Annotated in this window: 13 protein-coding genes and 1 pseudogene; 5 read left to right on the top strand and 9 right to left on the bottom strand. The window is 63.8% G+C overall.

Features of this window, described 5'->3' with window-relative positions:
• Positions 1-25 precede the first annotated feature (25 nt).
• The 4 genes from Q3Y53_RS07905 to raiA are packed head-to-tail and all read right to left on the bottom strand — an operon-like array spanning position 26 to position 3490.
• Positions 26-1405 (bottom strand): MFS transporter, encoded by a 1380-nt coding sequence (locus tag Q3Y53_RS07905; protein WP_303534854.1) that lies wholly within the window; start codon positions 1403-1405, stop codon positions 26-28.
• Between the two features lie 28 nt (positions 1406-1433).
• Positions 1434-2207 (bottom strand): DNA repair protein RecO, encoded by a 774-nt coding sequence (gene recO / locus Q3Y53_RS07900; RefSeq protein ID WP_303534852.1) that lies wholly within the window; start codon positions 2205-2207, stop codon positions 1434-1436.
• Positions 2208-2888 carry a 2-deoxyribose-5-phosphate aldolase gene (locus Q3Y53_RS07895; protein ID WP_303534850.1) on the bottom strand — a complete coding sequence of 227 codons (681 nt, stop codon included), beginning with the start codon at positions 2886-2888 and terminating at the stop codon, positions 2208-2210.
• Positions 2889-2902: 14 nt separating this feature from the next.
• A complete protein-coding gene (raiA, locus tag Q3Y53_RS07890; protein ID WP_226425297.1) occupies positions 2903-3490 on the bottom strand; it encodes a ribosome-associated translation inhibitor RaiA in 588 nt (195 codons plus the stop codon).
• Between the two features lie 11 nt (positions 3491-3501).
• Between raiA and lipB the strand changes: the two genes are divergently transcribed.
• The 5 genes from lipB (at position 3502) to queA (ending at position 9178) form a co-directional block, all read left to right on the top strand.
• On the top strand, positions 3502-4200 hold the full coding sequence (gene lipB / locus Q3Y53_RS07885; protein ID WP_303534847.1) for a lipoyl(octanoyl) transferase LipB: 699 nt from the start codon (positions 3502-3504) through the stop codon (positions 4198-4200).
• A gap of 28 nt (positions 4201-4228) precedes the next feature.
• Positions 4229-6142, top strand: a complete 1914-nt coding sequence (locus Q3Y53_RS07880) for an AMP-binding protein (protein ID WP_303534845.1) — start codon at positions 4229-4231, stop codon at positions 6140-6142.
• Positions 6143-6239: 97 nt separating this feature from the next.
• Positions 6240-6683, top strand: a complete 444-nt coding sequence (locus tag Q3Y53_RS07875; RefSeq protein ID WP_114989554.1) for a YlqD family protein — start codon at positions 6240-6242, stop codon at positions 6681-6683.
• Between the two features lie 56 nt (positions 6684-6739).
• On the top strand, positions 6740-8065 hold the full coding sequence (locus Q3Y53_RS07870) for a dihydrolipoamide acetyltransferase family protein (RefSeq protein WP_303534841.1): 1326 nt from the start codon (positions 6740-6742) through the stop codon (positions 8063-8065).
• 12 nt (positions 8066-8077) lie between these two features.
• On the top strand, positions 8078-9178 hold the full coding sequence (gene queA / locus Q3Y53_RS07865; RefSeq protein ID WP_303534840.1) for a tRNA preQ1(34) S-adenosylmethionine ribosyltransferase-isomerase QueA: 1101 nt from the start codon (positions 8078-8080) through the stop codon (positions 9176-9178).
• A gap of 69 nt (positions 9179-9247) precedes the next feature.
• Here the strand turns inward: queA and cysK are convergent, their stop codons facing one another.
• From cysK to Q3Y53_RS13120, 5 genes and pseudogenes are all read right to left on the bottom strand, one after another.
• Positions 9248-10234 carry a cysteine synthase A gene (gene cysK, locus Q3Y53_RS07860; RefSeq protein ID WP_226410996.1) on the bottom strand — a complete coding sequence of 329 codons (987 nt, stop codon included), beginning with the start codon at positions 10232-10234 and terminating at the stop codon, positions 9248-9250.
• Between the two features lie 96 nt (positions 10235-10330).
• Complete coding sequence (locus tag Q3Y53_RS07855) at positions 10331-11785, bottom strand: PLP-dependent transferase (protein ID WP_303534838.1); 1455 nt, start codon at positions 11783-11785, stop codon at positions 10331-10333.
• On the bottom strand, positions 11782-12924 hold the full coding sequence (locus Q3Y53_RS07850; RefSeq protein WP_303534836.1) for a PLP-dependent aspartate aminotransferase family protein: 1143 nt from the start codon (positions 12922-12924) through the stop codon (positions 11782-11784). The genes Q3Y53_RS07855 and Q3Y53_RS07850 overlap by 4 nt, the downstream gene beginning before the upstream one ends.
• Positions 12925-13036: 112 nt before the next feature.
• A complete protein-coding gene (psbC, locus tag Q3Y53_RS07845; RefSeq protein WP_011364942.1) occupies positions 13037-14425 on the bottom strand; it encodes a photosystem II reaction center protein CP43 in 1389 nt (462 codons plus the stop codon).
• Positions 14409-14501 (bottom strand): annotated as a pseudogene (locus Q3Y53_RS13120) (photosystem II protein D2); the annotation flags it as partial. The gene psbC and the pseudogene Q3Y53_RS13120, both read right to left, overlap by 17 nt.

The following is a 14501-nucleotide window of genomic DNA, read 5'->3' as shown; positions in this document are numbered from 1 at the left end:
GGGCCTCCTCAGGCGAAATGGCAAGTTAGCAGCGTTGCCACGGCCGTTCGATCAACGCCGCTACCAGCGCCAATCCCGCCAGCAGCCACAGCACCGGTTGAAGACCAATGCTGCTCACCAAGGTGCCCGCCAGCACCAGCGGCAGACTCAGGGCGATGTTGATCAGGTTGTTCTGCAGTCCGAACACCCTGCCGCGCTCGGTTTCGGGGGTTTCTTCTTGAATCGTGGTCTGCGCTGGTATCGCCACCAGAGCTGCTCCAATGCCGAGGATGCCGCAGAGGCTCAGGGTGAAGGGCAGAGATCCCCGCAGTTGGCTGAGCAGTACCAAGGTCCAGGTGATGGTTCCAAGGCCTGCTGCCGTGAGTCGGCGGCGGCTGAACCGATGGCCCAGCTGGGCCATCACTACGGCTCCGATCGCCATGCCCAGACCACTCATCGCGAGCAGAGCACCAAAGCCTGAAGCCCCCAGGTTGTCGATCAGGGCCGCCAGCTGGAGCGCCAACACGTAGAGCGCCGCCAACAGGCTGTAAAGCAGCACCAGGTGAATCATGGCGCCGCGCACCGACGGCACCCGGCGCAGAACCTGCAATCCTTCGCCGATCTCCGCCCACACCGATGTATTGGAGGCGGGCTTTGGAGTTTCCTGCAGCTTCAGGCGCGAAAGGCTGAGGGCCGCGAGGCCATAGCAGAGCGGTAGCAGCAGAAACTCGCCGCCATCGATGCCGAGGATCGCCAGGCTGCTGTGCAGGGCACGAAGAATCGGTTCTCCCAGGGCGAAGCCCAGGATCGTGGCCCCCATGCTGGTGGCTTGGTAAAGGGAGTTGGCTGCTAACAGGTGTTCTCCCGGCACCACCACAGGAATTGTGGCCTGTTCCGAGGGGGCGAAAAACTGGGTCAGGATCGACTCCAGGAAGGTCATGCCCACTAGCCCCCAGTAGCCCCAGGGGAGACCAAGCCAGACGGGCCCTGGCAGAAGACAGAGCGGTGCGAACACCACCAACAGGGCTCGTACGGCATTGCTGGCCACCATCACTCGACGCTTGGGCCAGCGGTCAGCCCAGACCCCAGCCACCGTTCCCAGCAGCATGGCCGGGATGGTGTTCGCCACAAAGATGCCTGTGGCCAGCAGGGTGATCACCTGGGTGCGTGTGCTGATGTCAAGGCCGTAACCCGACGCCATCTCTGCCAGTACGCCACTTCCCTGCCCCTTCAGCAGCAGGTGCTGATCGATCAGGAAGACCATCAGCACGATGTAAAACTTGTCCGCCAGCTGGGAAAAGATCTGGCCCAGCCAGAGTTTTCGGAAGTCGTTGAGGCGAAGCACGGCTTCCAATCCGCGCTTCCCCTCCGGATTGCTGCCGGTGGGCAGAGCGGGTTCAGGGGTGGTGAGGGTAGGTCCGCTCAAGGGGCAATTGCATCGCGGCCATGATGGCTCACGCGCCTGCTAGCAGCGTCTCTCGCAGCATGGCCAGGGCTTTGTTGGGTCGGTTCAGATGCGTCCGGCTCCAGATCTCGACCACCCGCAGTAGCCGGCGCCATACAGCTGGGGGTCCCATCAGCTCCCCATCCCGGCGACGGGGTAGTTCGGCCCGGGTCAGTCGCTGGAGCAGGGCCAGTTCGGAGGGATTCAGCTGGATCGCCGTCCCAGGCTGCACATCGATTGCAAAGCCGTCCTGCGGCAGCAGGCTGCAGCGCCAGTCCCACTGACCCAGCGGTGGGTCCAGGGGATCGCCCGTCAGGCAGCAGGTCTGCAACGGCAGTCCATAACCGCCCAGGGTGAGCAGATGGATGCAGGCCTGGACCGTGCAGGCCAGCACCAGCTCCGGATCGGCTCGGTGCTCCTCCAGACGTTCCAGGTGCAGCTGCATCGTGGCCAGCAACCCTTCCACGGGGTCCTGCGTCGCCAGTTGAAGGCAGAGATCACACAGCGCCTGTGCCGCAGCAAGGGTCTCCAGCTGTTGCCCGAGGCCTGAAAAACTGCGCAGCACCCGCAGTTGTCGTATCCGGGCCAGACCACTGCGTCCTCCTACCTGCAGTTCCAATAGGGTGAGGGGGGCCGCGGCGGCCAGACTGCTCTTGGGCTTGCGTGCTCCGGGAACGGCGAAGCGACTGATGCCCTCCGCATCACTGAGCAGGCTCAGCAGCCGGTCGTGCTCGCCGAGGGGGCCCACCTTGAGGGCGAGTCCGATGAGGCGTCGTTCTGCCATTCAGGCGGCGGGGCGGCGCTGGGCCTGCAGCAGAGCCGGCGCGCTGCTGGTGCCCAGCAGATCGGCCCCCGCCAACAAAAGCTCCCCCGCATGGCTGAGGCTATGGATGCCCCCGGCCGCCTTGATGGCGCAGCGTTTGCGGATCAGCTGTTTCAACTGGCGGATCTGATCGGCTTGACAGGCCGGACCGAAGCCGTTTCCGGTCTGCAGTCCCGCAGCGCCAGCATCAATGGCGGCTTCCACGGCCAGCTCCAGCTGTTCGCTTTCCAGTCGTGCCATGTCCAGGACGGCCCGAACGGGAACCCCCAGCTCGCAAAGGGCGCCTAGTTCCTCGGCAAACGCGCCGGAATCGCCATTGGCCAAGGCGCTGAAATCAGGCACGACATCAAGCTCCTGGGCGCCATGGGCGGCACACCACTCCGCTTCGGCCAGCTTGAGTTCAGCGGGAATTGCCCCGAAGGGAAAGCCGATGGCTGCAACCAGGCGGGGGCCTGCCTTGGTGGTCCCGATGCGTTCCCGCAGCAGCGGCAACTGACGCGGTGTGGTGCAGATCGCCCGCACGCCCTCCTGCATTCCGGAGTCACAGAGGGCCTGAAGCTGGTCTTGGGTCAGCAGGGGGTCGAGGATCGCCTGATCAAGCCGCGGCGGTAGGTCGGGGAGCTCTTGGGCTGGATCAGCCATGGCGGGCCAGAGGGTCAGTCACGAGCCTGAATCACGCCGTATCCCCCGTGGTTGCGTCGGTAGATCACCTGCAGTTGATCGCTGTCCTTCTCCCGGAACAGGTAGAAGTCGTGGTCGATCAGATCCAGTTGACGGCGCGCCTCCTCCAGGCCCATGGGAGGCATGGCGAAATATTTGTGTCGTACACCCGGGTTTGGCAGTTCCGCCTCACGCCCATGCAGCAGGGACTCCTCAACGGGGGACTCGTCGTTGACCACATCCGTGCTGGGGGTGTGGCTGGCGCTGTGGCCATGGCTGTGGTGGTGATCACTGTGGCGTTCCTTCCAGCGGCGCAGCTGGCGGGCCAGTTTTCCAGCGGCGAGATCGATGCTGGCGTAAAGGTTTTCGCTGCGTTCCTGGGCGCGGATCACCGTGCCGTTGGCAAAGACCGTCACTTCAGCGGTCTGCTGAGGCACACGGGGATTGCGGGCCACGGAGAGATGGACGTCTGCCTCGCGAACGGCATCACCGAAGTGCGCTGTGGCCCGCTCCAATTTGGTTTGGGTGTAGTCCCGCAACGCCGGCGTGATCTCGAGGTTGCGACCATGGATCAGCAACTTCATGCCTCGCTCCTGTGCCGGTTGTTATCGGCAAGCTAGATACGGCGCACGATTCGGCCCACCCCCAGCGTGCATTTCTTTTCGAGCCCGGTCATCCGGTTCGATTCGATGCGGCCTGGTCGGCGCAACAGCGCTGGCAGAGCAGCCTTCTGGCTGATCCATCGGCGCCGGAGGCGGTTTGGATCCTGCAGCACCAGACCTGCTACACCCTCGGCCGCGGTGCCAGCGACGAGCACCTGCATTTCGATCCTCTCGACCCACCAGCACCCCTATACCGGATTGATCGCGGCGGGGAGGTGACCCATCACCTGCCCGGCCAACTGGTCGCCTACCCGGTGTTGGACCTTCGGCGCCGTAATCCCGACTTGCACTGGTATCTGCGCCAGCTGGAACAAGTCGTGTTGGATGTTCTGGCGGAGTTGGGCTTGGAGGGTCAGCGTCTGCCGGGGTTGACCGGTCTCTGGTTGGACAACCGCAAGGTCGCCGCCATCGGTGTGGGCTGTCGCCGCTGGATCACCCAGCACGGCCTGGCCCTGAACGTTGATTGTTCGATGCATGGGTTTGAGCAAGTCACCCCCTGTGGTCTCACCGGTCGTGCGGTCGGGCGGCTTGCCGACTGGTTGCCAGGGCTGACGTCGGCTGAGGTGCAGCCGCTGCTGCGGCAAGCCCTGGCCCATCGTTTTGGTCTGGTCTGGGAGGAGGAAGCGAGATAGACCTGAGCTGTTTCAACCCCTGCCTCGGATGACGGCCAGCTGGAGCCCGACAACCCGCGAAACGGACGCTTTGCAGCGTCATGCCCATGTTCAGAGGTTGTCGAGGGTCGATGCGGTGTGGCCCTGGCTCGCCGACCGCCACGGGCTGATTGCCGCCGTCGATGCGCCCCATGTGGCGCATCCCGAAAGCTTTAATTTCGGCGAATTGGCTGAGCGCATCGCCACCGCTGCTGCCGCCTTTCGGCGCCATGGCGTGAACGATGGCGATGTGGTGGCTCTGTTTGCCGAGAACAGCCCCCGCTGGCTCGTGGCGGATCAGGGGCTGATGCGTGCTGGTGCCGCTGATGCCGTGCGCGGAGCCTCTGCCCCTGTGGAGGAGCTGCGCTACATCCTCATGGACTGCCAGGCGTCGGCCCTGGTGGTGCAGAACGCTGAGGCATGGCATCGTCTGGCCCTTCCCCCAGACCAACGGGCTCAGCTGCGCTTTGTGCTTCTGCTGGAAGGGGAGCCTGTCGAGGGCAGCATCGGCTGGGAGGCGTTTCTGGCATCAGCTGCCGGGCTTGATCCCGTTCGCCCGGCGGGGGGGCGAGACGCCGTGGCAACTGTTCTGTACACCTCGGGCACAACCGGGCAACCCAAAGGGGTCCCGTTGACCCACGCCAACCTGCTGCATCAGATGAGCTCGCTGGCCTGTGTCGCCTATCCAGAGCCCGGTGCTCCGGTGCTGAGTGTGCTGCCGATCTGGCATGCCTACGAGCGCAGTGCTAGCTACTACTTCCTCTCTTGCGGCTGCACGCAGACCTACACAACCATCAAGCAACTGAAGAAGGATCTGCCGCGGGTCCGGCCGATCGCGATGGCCACCGTGCCGCGGCTGTGGGAGGCGGTTCAGGCCGGATTTGAGGATGTGCTCAAGACCTTCCCCCCGTCCCGGCAGCGCCTGCTGCGGGCGGCCTTGGCCAACAGTGCTGCCCAGCGCAAAGCCGTGCGAACGGCGCGCAACCTCCTGCTGGAACCGGTGTCAGCCTCCGGCAGGCTGCGGGCCTGCGGCTCCGCTGCTCTGCGCTGGCCCTTGCATGCCCTGGCGTCGACCTTGATCTGGCCGAAGCTGCGTCGCCAGCTCAGTGGTGGTCAGCTCGCCTATCCCATCAGCGGTGGCGGTGCCATCGCGCCCCACATCGATGCCTTCTTTGAAGCCGTGGGGATTGAACTGCTGGTGGGCTATGGCCTCACGGAAACCAGCCCTGTGGTGAGCTGCCGCCGGCCCTGGCGCAACATCCGCGGCAGCTCCGGCCTGCCGATGCCCCAGACCGAATTCCGAATCGTCGACCCCGATAACGGTCAGCCCCTGGGCTTCCGGCAACGGGGGCGGGTGATGGTGCGGGGGCCTCAGGTGATGGCGGGCTACCTCGGCAAACCCGAGGCCAGCGCCAAGGTTCTCGATGCCGCGGGATGGTTCGACACTGGTGATCTCGGCATGCTCCTGCCGGATGGTTCCGTGGCCCTCACTGGCCGGGCCAAAGACACGATTGTGTTGAGCAGTGGCGAGAACATCGAGCCCGGACCCCTGGAAGAGGCTCTGGTGGCCAGCCCCCTGATCGAGCAGGTGATGCTGGTGGGTCAGGACGAACGCCAGCTCGGTGGTCTGATCGTTCCCCGGGCGGAGGCGATCGTTGCCTGGGCGACTGAATCCGGCGTGCATGTGGCGCAGGATCTGGGCGGCCAACCCGGTGATCCGGCCCTGCTCCGCTTGTTGATGCGCGAATGCAACCGCTTGCTCAAGCAGCGGTCTGGTTCCCGTGGGGATGAACGGCTGGCTGGAGTGGTGCTCGTGGATCCCTTCAGCATTGAGAACGGACTCCTGACCCAGACCCTGAAGCAGCGCCGTGATCGCATCACCAGCCGCGATCAGCACTTGATCGATGCCCTTTACGGACGTTGAACGCGGCGCGGCTGAAGAGGCTTGGGGATCGGTCGGTTTACCGGTGATTGACCCCACGTGAAAGGGCTGACACGCTTTGGCCGTCTCCCAAGAATCCATGTCCGACGGCACTTCCCTGACGATCAAGCGTCCGATCACCGTCCGCGCCGTGGTGACACCCACCTGGAAAGAGGAAGCAGAGCGCGAACTCAGCAATGGCATTGCCACCGCTGACCAACAGCTGGCTCAGCTGGAACAGGAAGGCCAGGACGTGGTGGACCAGGTGCGTCGTCAGAGCGCCAATCCCCTTGATCCCAGGGTTCAGGATCAGGTGGCGCAGATCCAACAGCAGGTCGCGGCCAAGCGTGCCGAGCTGGAGGAGCAGAAGCGCAACCTGCTTCAGCAGCAGGCCCAGGTTCGTGAGCTGGAGATGGACCAGATCGTTGAGCAGGGTCAGCTGGAGAGCAGCTGTGAGCTGAAGGTCGGCGACAACCTGGTGCAGAAGATGCAGGTGGCCATCGTTGTGAAGGATGGTGTTGTTCAGTCGATCGAGGAGGCCTGATCGGCTTCCTTCTGCTGACTCGTAAACTCCCCTGATCTGCCCTCTCGGAGACGGTTTTGGCGACCACAGACATCTTCATGCCTGCCCTCAGCTCCACCATGACGGAGGGGAAGATCGTGGAGTGGCTGAAACAGCCCGGCGACAAGGTGGCTCGGGGGGAGTCCGTTCTTGTCGTTGAGTCCGACAAGGCGGACATGGACGTTGAGTCGTTCCAGGACGGCTACCTCGCTGCGGTCTTGATGCCTGCTGGCAGCACGGCACCGGTGGGTGAAACCATCGGTCTGATTGTCGAAACCGAAGCTGAGATCGCTGACGCACAGGCCAAGGCCCCCAGCGCTCCTGCTGCGGCGTCAGCCCCAGCACCTGCTCCTGCCCCCACTCCTGCTGCAGTCCAGGCCCCAGCACCGACTCCTGCGCCGGCTCCGGCTCCTGTCGCCGCCCCAGCACCGTCGGCACCGGTGGTGAACAACGGCCGCATCGTGGCAAGCCCCCGGGCCAAAAAGCTGGCCTCCCAGATGGGAGTGGACCTGGCCACGGTGCGCGGCAGCGGCCCCCATGGCCGGATTCAGGCGGAGGACGTTGAGCAAGCCTCCGGGCAGCCCATCTCCGTGCCCCGGGTGGCGGAAGGAACAGCCTCCGCAGCTTCCGCGGCAGGCGCACCAGCAGCAGCGGCCCCGGCTGCTCCGGCTGGCAACAGCTTCGGGCGGCCCGGCGAGACCGTGGCCTTCAACACCCTGCAGGGTGCGGTGAACAAAAATATGGAGGCGAGCCTGGCGGTTCCCTGCTTCCGCGTCGGCTACACCATCACCACCGACAAGCTGGATGCCTTCTACAAACAGGTGAAGCCCAAAGGCGTCACGATGACGGCGCTGCTTGCCAAGGCTGTGGCCGTCACCCTGGCGCGTCACCCCCAGGTGAATGCCGCCACCACACCCGCTGGCATGGCCTATCCGGCCGATGTGAATGTGGCTGTCGCGGTGGCTATGGAAGACGGTGGCTTGATCACGCCGGTGCTGCGCAATGCCGATCGCACCGATCTCTATGAGATGTCGCGTCAATGGGGTGATCTGGTCAAGCGCTCCCGCAGCAAGCAGCTGCAGCCGGAGGAATATTCCACGGGTACCTTCACCCTCTCCAACCTCGGCATGTTTGGTGTTGATCGCTTCGACGCGATCCTTCCCCCGGGTACTGGCGCCATCCTCGCCGTCGCCGCATCACGCCCCATGGTCGTGGCGGGCAAGGACGGCTCCATCGCCGTCAAGCGTCAGATGCAGGTCAACCTGACGGCGGATCACCGGGTGATTTACGGCGCCGACGGCGCAGCATTCTTGAAAGATCTCGCCGCGCTGATCGAGAGCCGTCCCGAAAGCCTGGCGCTCTGATCGGTCGCCCGAGTGCCTGACCCCAGGGACCTTCAACTGAGCAGCTACGACTACCCGCTGCCGCCCGAGTGCATCGCCCAGGCACCGGTCGAGCCCCGGCACAGCGCTCGATTGTTGATGGTTCCGCCCCAGCGGGAGCCATCAGCGGAAGCAGCTCACGGCCAGGTGTGGGATCTGCTGGAGCAGCTGCAGCCCGGTGATCTGCTCGTGGTGAATGACACCCGGGTGCTGAAGGCCCGTCTGGTGGTGCGTCGTTCCGGGGGAGGGCTGTCCGAGTTGCTTGTGCTTGAGCCACGGGGGGAGGGCCGCTGGCTCTGTCTGGCCCGCCCCGCCAAGCGCATGCGGCCCGGCGACAACCTCACGATTGATGGCACCTCGATCAGCCTGAAGGTGCTCGCGGAAGATCCCGCCAGTGGTGGACGGGTGGTGCAGTTCCCCAGTGATTGCAGGGATGCCGAAACCATTGAGGGCCTGCTCAATGACGTGGGCGAAGTGCCTTTACCGCCCTATATCGAACGGCATGATCCCAGCGACAGCCAGCGTTATCAGACCCGCTACGCCGATCGCCCCGGTGCGGTGGCTGCCCCGACGGCGGGGTTGCACTTCAGCGATCAACTACTGGCGGGCTTGCAGCAGAAAGGGGTGGAGCTGGCCCGGATCACCCTGCATGTGGGCCTCGGTACCTTTCGCCCCGTTGAGACGGAAGACCTCACCGCCTTGGAGTTGCACAGTGAATGGGTTGATGTCAGCCCCGCTGTGGTCAAGGCGGTGCAGGCTTGCCGAGGCCGTGTGATTGCGGTGGGCACCACCAGTGTTCGGGCTCTGGAGGGAGCCGCTCAAGCCCATGGTGGTGTTCTGAAGCCCTACACGGGGCCGGTGGATCTGGTGATTCAGCCGGGTTATCAGTTCAAGGTGATTCAAGCCCTGCTGACCAACTTTCATCTGCCCAAAAGCTCCCTGCTGCTGTTGGTGAGTGCCCTTATTGGCCGGGAAACTCTGCTGAAGCTCTATGCCGAAGCGATCGAGAGGAGTTACCGCTTTTTCTCCTATGGCGATGCCATGTGGATTGATGCGGCGGCGGTTCAGCCCCAGGCCCGCCCACCGGCACGTTGAGGCCTGAACGGTGATGCCATAAAAAAGCCCCGTCAAGGACGGGGCTCCAGATCTGACTGCTGGAAACGATCAGGCTGTGACGGGTTGCTCGATGATTCCGGTCGGCACCTCGGCGAACATCACTGAGGAGAGATAACGCTCAGCCAGGTCGGGCAGCACCACCACGATGGTTTTACCGGCGTACTCATCTTTTTCCGCCAGACGAATGGCGGCAGCGGCAGCGGCACCGCAAGAGATGCCCACCAACAGGCCTTCCTCCTGGGCCAGACGCAGAGCCATGGCGACGGACTCCTCGTTGGTCACCTGCTCCACCTTGTCGACCACGGAGAGGTCGAGGTTTTTGGGGATGAAGCCGGCACCGATGCCCTGAATCTTGTGGGGACCGGGCTTGACGGCCTCACCGTTCATGGTCTGGGTGATCACCGGGCTGTTGGTCGGTTCAACGGCCACGGCTTCGATCGCCTTGCCCGCTTCATTTTTGATGTAGCGGGAGACGCCGGTGATGGTGCCACCGGTGCCGACGCCGGCCACCAGCACATCAATGGCGCCATCGCAGTCGTTCCAGATTTCAGGACCGGTGGTCTTGAAGTGGATTTCGGGGTTGGCGGGATTGTCGAACTGACCGGGCATGAAGTATTTGGCCGGATCGCTTTCCGCGATTTCCTTGGCCTTGGCAATCGCACCGGGCATGCCCTTGGCGGCTTCGGTGAGGATCAGTTCAGCCCCGAGCACGGCCATCACCCGACGCCGCTCGATCGACATCGACTCGGGCATCGTCAGGATCAGCTTGTAACCCCGGGCAGCGGCGGTGAATGCCAGAGCGATGCCGGTGTTGCCGGAGGTGGGCTCAACAATCACCTTGCCCTTGGTGAGCTTTCCGCTTTTTTCAGCGTCCCAGATCATGTTGGCGCCGATCCGGCACTTGACGCTGTACGCGGGGTTGCGCCCCTCAACCTTGGCCAGCACGGTGGCCTTGCAGTTTTTGGTGACGTTGTTCAGCTTGACCAGCGGGGTGTTGCCGATGGCCTGACTGTTGTCGTCGTAAATGCGGGACATGGAGCTGATGTAGAGGGGCCCGAAGTAAACAAACTAATGATCAAAAGCCTCTCCTCATCCTGTTGTTAAGGGCTTTTTCAGAGTCTCACCGGTCTCTCAGTCAGCAAACGCTTGCGTAAACCGCATCCACAGCGCGTCGGGGTCTTCCAGACCCACCGAAACTCGCAGCAGATGAGCCGGCACGCCGCACTGTTCTGCCCAGCTCAGTTCGTCGTAGTGGGCCAGCTGGGTGTAAGGGCAAACCAGGCTGAAATCGGTGCCAAGGCTGGGGCCTTTGCTGATCCGAAGCGCGTCGTAAACCCGCTTGGTCTGCTCTTGGCCTCCCTTCAGTTCAAAGGAGAGCAGGCAGCCATGGCCAGCTCCTTTTCGCATCAGAGCACGGAAGTTGGGGCAGCTTTTCGGATGCAGCACCCGTCGCACGGCTGGGTGGGCCTCGAGCCGTTCCGCCAGTACCAGCGCGTTGGCATCGAGTTGTGGAACCCGCTGGAGCACATCCCGGCTGGCAATCTCCAGGGCGATGGCATCGGCATCGCTAAGCGGGGCGATGGCTGAAACCGCCGCCCGCAGGGAGGCCGCCCACGGCGATTGCGGACTCACCAGCACACTGCCGGCCATCACATCACCGCGCCCCGCGAAGCTCTTGGTGAGCGAGGTGAAGATCAGATCGGCATAGGGCAGGGCATTGAGGTTGATGCCGGTGCCGATCGTGTCATCGGCGATCACCGGAATGCCGCGGTTCCGGGCCAATGCCGACACGCCGGGCAGGTCCATGCAGCGCAGCAGCGGATTGCTCGGCAGCTCCACGATCACGGCCGCTGGCTGGAGTTGATCCAGCGCTGCTTCCACTTCGGTGAGGGTCTGCGGCTGCAACAGCTCGCCACCGTGAAACACCACGCGCGGCTGCTTCAGCACATCCACGTAGGGAAAGCCCAGCTGCAGCGTGGGCCGACTCGGCCGGAGCATTTGGATGGCGCTGAGGGCTGCATGCAGGCCGGCCATCCCCGCTGGATGCAGGCTGATCTGCCGGGGGTCGACGCCATGGATGCCGGCCAGGCGCTTTCGAATCACCTCGCGGGCCGCATCGCCGGATGTGCTGCTGGGGGCCGTCTCTTTCCCTAAGGCGATGGCGGCCTGGCGGGAGGAGAGGCCCAGGCCGGTGTGCTGCCAGAACGCTTTGGCATGGGGGCTCGCCGCTGCATCACTGCGCAGGCAGGTCACCCCAGCAATGGCGATCAGCTCCGAGCGGCTCTCCGGTGCTTTGCGTTGGCAGTGGGCCAGGGCCGCTTGGGCTGCCGCTTCGGTGGGATAGGGCCAGACCGTGGTGCCTGCAAGCTCCGAAGGCTGAACCAGTTGTCGGATCAGCGGATGCAGGCCGAAGCGTGGATAGATCGTCTGCAGGGCATCGCGGCAGGCCGGATCCTTCTCCTCGTAGGCGACCACATCGCGCCAGCGCGGCAGCGCCACAGACACTGCATGGGGGGAGTCGGGCAGGGGATGGCCGAGATCAGAGCCCTGCCAGGCCGGATCGCTGAGCAGATTGCGGGGACTCACGCCAGCAGCTCCAGGGCCTGGTCCAGATCGGCCTGCAGATCGGCGAGGTCTTCGCAGCCCACCGAGAAGCGCACCAGGCCGTCGTCAATGCCCAGCTTTGCCTTCACCTCTGCTGACACCGCTGCATGGGTCATGGTGGCGGGGTGGCAGATCAGGCTTTCGATGCCACCCAGGCTTTCGGCCATGGTGAACCAGCGCAGTTGCTTGCAGAAGGCGTAGGTCTGCTCCTGGCTGGCGTTGAAGCTCACCGTCAAGATGGCGCCACCGGCGCGCATCTGTCGGGTCGCCACCTGATGCTGGGGGTGATCGCTGCGGTGGGGGTAACGCACCCAGTTCACCTTGGCGTGCCCCGCCAGTTGATCGGCCAGGGCCGCGGCATTGGCCATCTGCTGCTTGAGCCGCAGCGGCAGGGTCTTGATGCCCCGCGTGATCAGCCAGCAATCAAAGGGGGAGGGCTGCAGGCCCAGGGCCTTCTGGGAGAACACCATCTTCTGGTGCCACTCGGGATCGTTGGTGCAAACGGCTCCTCCGAGGGCATCGGAGTGGCCGTTGATGTACTTGGTGGTGCTGGTGAGTGAGAGGGTGGCGCCAAGATCCAGGGGGCGCTGCACCAGGGCGGTGGCAAAGGTGTTGTCCACCACCACGGGGATGCTCAAGGGTTGGGTGACGGCACATACTGCCTCCAGGTCGATCACCTTGAGCAGAGGGTTGGTGGGGCTCTCCAACCACACCATCGCCGGCTTCTGGGCTTGGATCTGCTCCAGTGCTGCTGGCTGGGTGAAATCAACCCAGGCGGTTTTCAGCCCGAACTTGGCGAACACCTGCTCGAACAGCCGCACGGTGCAGCCGTAGAGGTTCTCCTCGCAGAGCACCAGATCACCCTGTTTCAGCTGGGAGACCACAGCGGTGATGGCACTGACGCCGGAGGCGAAGACGGTGGCGTGGGCACAGCCTTCAACAGACGCGAGCACCCCATCAAGGATGCGGAAGTTGGGGTTGCCGGAACGGGTGTAGTCGAACCCGCCGGCGTTGCCATGGGCAAAGGTGCTGGTGGGGAAGATCGGCGGCATCACCGTGCCGGTGTCTCCCGCAAAGCTGTCGCCGTGGTGGATCACGCGGGTGTTCAGGCCTGTGTTCACGAACGATCCATCGATTCAGACAGGCTAAGAAATCGCCTTTTCCAACCCAATAAAAAACCCCCGCCGTATGGCGGGGGTTGATGACGACGATCGTTTGGGTTGGACCGGTGGATCAGTCGAGGTCGGGCATGCCGAGCACAGGCTCAGCCTTGCGGTCGATGCCTTTCTCGAAGCCAGCAGCAGCAGCGCGAGCGCGGCCGGCGTGCCAGAGGTGACCAACCAGGAAGAAGAAGGCGAGCACGAACTGCGTTGCACCCAGCCACTGGCGGAGGTTCACGTAGTTCACCGAGTTGGGCTCGGTGATGATGCCGCCCACGGAGTTGATCGAGGCGTTGGGAGCGTGGGTCATGTACTCAGCCGCACGGCGCACTTGCCAGGGCTGAATGTCGTTCTGCAGCTTGTCGAGGCTGAGACCGTTGGGGCCACGCAGGGGCTCCAGCCAGGGACCACGGAAGTCCCAGAAGCGCATGGTTTCACCGCCGAAGATGATTTCACCGGTGGGTGAGCGCATCAGGTACTTACCAAGGCCGGTGGGGCCCATGGCGGAACCGATGTTGGCGCCGAGGCGCTGGTCACGCACCAGGAAGGTGAAGCTCTGAGCCTGGGATGCCTCAGCGTTGGTGGGGCCCCAGAACTCGGAGGGATAAGCGGTGTTGTTGAACCAGATGTAGGCCGAAGCGATGAAGCTCATGAAGCTCAGAGCGCCAAGGCTGTAGCTCAGGTAGGCCTCACCGTTCCAGATGAAGGCGCGACGCACCCAGCCGAAAGGCTTGGTGATGGCGTGCCAGATGCCACCGAAGATCAGGGTCAGACCCAGCCAAATGTGGCCACCGATGATGTCCTCCATGGAATTCACACCGATGATCCAGCCCTCGCCGCCAAAGGGAGCGCGGAACAGGTAGCCGAAGATCACGCCAGGATCGAGGGTCGGGTTGGTGATCATGCGGACGTCACCGCCGCCGGGGGCCCAGGTGTCGTAGACGCCGCCGAAGAACATGGCCTTGAAGACCAGCAGCAGGCAGCCGACGCCCAGAAGGATGAGGTGATAACCGATGATGTTGGTCATCTGGTTCTTGTCACGCCAGTCCTGGGAGAAGAAGGAGGAGTAGTTCTCCAGGATCTCCGGACCACGCAGAGCGTGATAAAGGCCACCGAGACCGAGCACGGCAGAACTGATCAGGTGCAGAACACCGACCACGAAGAAGGGGAAGAGATCAGTGACCTCACCGCCGGGGCCCACGCCGTAGCCAAGGGTGGCGACGTGGGGCATGCAGATGAAGCCCTGCTCATACATGGGCTTATCGAAGGTGAAGTGGCTCACCTCGAACAGCATCATTGCGCCGGCCCAGAACACCATCAGACCAGCGTGGGCCACGTGGGCACCAAGCAGACGGCCGGACAGGTTGATCAGACGGGCGTTGCCAGACCACCAGGCATACCCGGTGGATGGAAGGTCTTTGCCGCCAGTGGCGCCAAGACCGGGATTAGAGAGCGTTACCACGGGGCAGAACCTCTTCAGGGAAGACGAAGTTTTCGTGCGGCTGGTCAGCCGGTGCCATCCAGGCACGCAGACCTTC

The sequence above is a fragment of the Synechococcus sp. YX-04-1 genome (genome assembly GCF_030546365.1).
GTDB lineage: Bacteria > Cyanobacteriota > Cyanobacteriia > PCC-6307 > Cyanobiaceae > Parasynechococcus.
Note: the sequence above shows the minus strand (reverse complement) of the source record. Positions and strands in the feature narration are given on the sequence as shown.